Origin of the sequence: Acetobacter papayae JCM 25143 (assembly GCF_000613285.1) — a bacterium.
GTDB classification, from domain to species: Bacteria; Pseudomonadota; Alphaproteobacteria; order Acetobacterales; family Acetobacteraceae; genus Acetobacter; species Acetobacter papayae.
Map to the genome: position 1 here is coordinate 1 of NZ_BAIN01000123.1, position 3,354 is coordinate 3,354.

Annotated in this window: 5 protein-coding genes; all 5 read left to right on the forward strand. The window is 57.0% G+C overall.

The window, feature by feature from the left end; genetic code table 11:
• The coding region (locus JCM25143_RS20215; RefSeq protein WP_035371471.1) for an efflux RND transporter permease subunit at positions 1-340 on the forward strand (340 nt) is incomplete at its 5' end.
• Positions 340-735 carry an efflux RND transporter periplasmic adaptor subunit gene (locus JCM25143_RS24500; RefSeq protein WP_234395350.1) on the forward strand — a complete coding sequence of 132 codons (396 nt, stop codon included), beginning with the start codon at positions 340-342 and terminating at the stop codon, positions 733-735. The genes JCM25143_RS20215 and JCM25143_RS24500, both read left to right, overlap by 1 nt.
• A gap of 20 nt (positions 736-755) precedes the next feature.
• The gene (locus JCM25143_RS24505; RefSeq protein WP_234395351.1) at positions 756-1,289 is read left to right on the forward strand and encodes an efflux RND transporter periplasmic adaptor subunit; all 534 of its coding nucleotides are present in this window, start codon (positions 756-758) and stop codon (positions 1,287-1,289) included.
• A 17-nt stretch (positions 1,290-1,306) separates the two neighbouring features.
• The gene (locus tag JCM25143_RS24510) at positions 1,307-1,537 is read left to right on the forward strand and encodes a hypothetical protein (protein ID WP_234395352.1); all 231 of its coding nucleotides are present in this window, start codon (positions 1,307-1,309) and stop codon (positions 1,535-1,537) included.
• Positions 1,534-3,075 carry an efflux transporter outer membrane subunit gene (locus JCM25143_RS14705; protein ID WP_025861779.1) on the forward strand — a complete coding sequence of 514 codons (1,542 nt, stop codon included), beginning with the start codon at positions 1,534-1,536 and terminating at the stop codon, positions 3,073-3,075. The genes JCM25143_RS24510 and JCM25143_RS14705 overlap by 4 nt, the downstream gene beginning before the upstream one ends.
• Positions 3,076-3,354 lie beyond the last annotated feature (279 nt).

A 3,354-nucleotide genomic window follows, 5' to 3' on the forward strand; every position in this document is an offset into this window, starting at 1 on the left:
TATCATGTGCATGGGAACGGCTACGGCCAATTCCATTCTGGTGGTGTCCTTCGCCAAGGAACGCTTTGCCATGCACCGCAGTGCCGTGGTGGCTGCGGTCGAGGCAGGGATAGGCCGTATCCGTCCGGTTATCATGACGGCTTCGGCCATGATTATCGGCATGGTGCCCATGGCCATAAGCAATTCGCAAAATGCGCCACTGGGTAAGGCGGTTATTGGCGGGCTGATCGTGGCCACCATTTCCACCCTACTTTTTGTCCCCTGTGTTTATGTAATTTTCCATCATCGTCCGGAAAAGCCATCCAGCACGGATACGGCCCACCGGCAGGAGGCTGTCTGATGTCTGTTTCCCGCAAAGGCAGAATCTTCATCATTCTTCTTGTGGCTGTCATGGTGGCGGATATTGGCTACTTACTAGGGCAACGGGCCAGCAATGGTGTCCGTATTCAGGAAGATTCGGTTTATAGCCGGGTGCCGGATGTGGCGCTTGTGCTGCCTAAACCCGCGCCTGCGACGGTAACCATGACCCTGCCGGGTACGATCAGCGCATGGTACGAGGCGCCCATTTATGCGCAGGTCTCGGGCTACGTGCAAATGTGGTACCAGGATTACGGTGCGGTCGTGAAAAAAGGCGATCTTCTGGCCGAGATCAATACGCCCAGACTGGATGCCGAATACGCTCAGGCCCAGGCAGATCTCAAGGTTGCGCAGGCCAAATACGGCCTTGCTCCATAACCGCCACACGCTGGCGGTCCATGGGGCAGTCACAGGCGGTGTCTGGCCAGTCTGTTTCGGTGCAGAATGCCAACGAGCAGTCAGCCAAGGCAGAGCTTGAAGCAGCCGAGCACAAGGTCGCCCAGTATCAGGCCATGATCCACTTCAAGAGCATTGAAGCACCGTTTGATGGAGTGGTGATCGCGCGTAACATCAACGTGGGTGACTATGTTGGGGCTGGTAGCGGCAACATGAACGCCAACGGCACCGCCAGCGAACTCTTTACCGTGGCCGATACCCACGCCATGCGACTGTTCGTGTCCGTGCCGGAAACATTCTCTGCCACATTAAGTTCGGAGCTTATGGCTAAGGTGACTGTGCCGCAGTTTCCCAACAAGGTGTTCGAAGCCAAGTTCCTGACCATCGCCAAGGGGTTTGATCCCAACACGCGCACGGTTATCACGGAATTTTCGATCGACAATGCGGAGCAGAAACTGTGGCCGGGCAGCTTTGCCTCCGTCACACTCACGGCTCCCGCAGATCCGGGTGTGTATACCATCCTACCGGTGCACTAGTGTTTCAGGAGCACGGGATGCAGGTGGCCACGGTTGATAGCAAAGACACGGCGCATTACCGCAATATCACAGTAGGCCGCATGGCAGATGCCTATACGGAGGTTAGTGCCGGCCTATCGCCAGACGACCGGATCATCAACAATCCACCTGCCGATTTGCTAGAAGGAGACAAGGTAAGGCCTGTAAACCCTGAGAAAGGTTATCTGAGCACTCCAGGAGGTGCGGCCATAGAGGGGGATGACGAATGAAACAGACCCTCTCGCGTTTTGGCACCGTGCGTGCGCGCCGCCTGACGGCGCGGGCAGGCCTGCTGCTTTCCCTGACTGTGCTAAGTGCCTGTGATCTGGCACCGCATTATGATCCGCCCCATTATGTGGTGCCGCCATCATGGCACGGGCAGGGACCATTCAAGGATGCGGTGCCTAGCACCGTAGCCCTGAAGCCTGACTGGTGGACGCTGTTTGCAGACACCACGCTGAACGGGCTGGAGCAGGAAGCGCTTGCAAACAATGCTGACCTTCAGGCAGCAGCCGAGCGCTTTTCGCAGTCGCGCGCCATTGTCATGGAGGCGCGCTCCGATCTGCTGCCGCATCTGGGCATGGCGTTTGGCGCGAGCGACAACAAAAGCTCGGCAGATCGCCTGTTCCGCTACAAAGGCCCAATTACGGCCACGGATGAGTTTTACTCCGGCCTTGCAAGCTGGGAGCCCGATATCTGGTCGGCTATCCGCAATCAGGTACGGGTGCAGAAATACTATGCACAGGAGCAGGCGGCTGATTACGCCGCCGCACGGCTGAGTCTGCAGGCGGAATTGGCATCGGATTATTTCGCCCTGCGTGGGCTCGATGCCCAGAACGCCATTTATACTCAGTCCATCGCGTATTATCAGCAGGCCCTGCATGTGACCCAGACACGGCTCGATAATCAGGACGCCACGGGTATCGACGTGGCACGAGCCCAGAACCAGCTTTATATGACACAAGCACGCCTGCTTGATGTGCAGGCCCAGCGTGAGGTGCTGGAGCACGGCATTGCCGTGCTGGTGAATGAACAGCCCTCCACCTTCCATATCGCGGCGGTCGATGAACTGACGAATGTGGAGCCGCTGGTGCCGACCGGCCTACCGTCCGACCTGCTGGAGCGCAGGCCGGATATTGCGGCGGCGGAGCGGAGCATGGCTCAGGCCAACCGGGCGATCGGCATTGCACGGGCAGCGTTTTATCCGCATGTGTTTTTCAGCGCCAATGGCGGGTTTGATTCCAACGGATTCAATCTCGCCAATCTGGCTAACAGCATGTGGTCTTATGGTGCTTCCGTTTCCATGCCGATATTCGAAGGCGGGCTGCGCCGCGCGCAGTTGCAGCATTCGTGGTCTGTCTACCGCGAAACTCTGGATCACTACCGCATGACGGTTCTCACCGCGTTCGGGGATGTGGAAAACGGTCTGTCGCTGACAAACCGTCTGCGGGCGGAAACGGAGCGTCTGGGGCAGGCGGTGCAAACGGCTGAGAAGGCGCAGACCCTGACAATGACCCTGTATAAAGGCGGTGCTGACAGCTATCTGGATGCACTGATCGCGCAGGTGAATACGCTCGATGCACGCATTGACCGTGTGCAGGTGCAGGCCCGCGCCCTGCAAAGCACGGTCGGCCTGATCCGTGCTCTGGGTGGGGGCTGGCGCCAGAGCGATCTGCCTACACCTGACGACACCATGTCATTCGGTGTCATGCAGTATTCAGGCCTGCAAACACCGGCTGATTCCATGAAGCAGCTTAACAAACAGTAAAGGTAGTCTGTCGGGTTGGGGGCCTTATGAAGCTGCAATCTGTCGGTATCGAAAAACCCTCTGGTTTTAAGGTCTGCTCTGTGATTCAATTTTCCTTGCGTTGATTGGAGTATGGATCATAAAGCAGGCGGGATTTTTTGACGTGGAGGTATCGAAGAACCCTTGATTGATACGCTTGGCGCGTAATTTCTGGCTTTTGGCGCTTTGATTGACGGTTCTTTGAGTTTTTTTTCGGTCTGCGTTTTGAGCAGATCGAGTGTTGTCCCCTGCTGAATGACT

Coding starts and splice junctions, on each gene's coding strand:
- JCM25143_RS24500 (WP_234395350.1), top strand. CDS start 340: ATGTCTGTTTCCCGCAAAGGCAGAATCTTCATCATTCTTCTTGTGGCT.
- JCM25143_RS24505 (WP_234395351.1), top strand. CDS start 756: ATGGGGCAGTCACAGGCGGTGTCTGGCCAGTCTGTTTCGGTGCAGAAT.
- JCM25143_RS24510 (WP_234395352.1), top strand. CDS start 1,307: ATGCAGGTGGCCACGGTTGATAGCAAAGACACGGCGCATTACCGCAAT.
- JCM25143_RS14705 (WP_025861779.1), top strand. CDS start 1,534: ATGAAACAGACCCTCTCGCGTTTTGGCACCGTGCGTGCGCGCCGCCTG.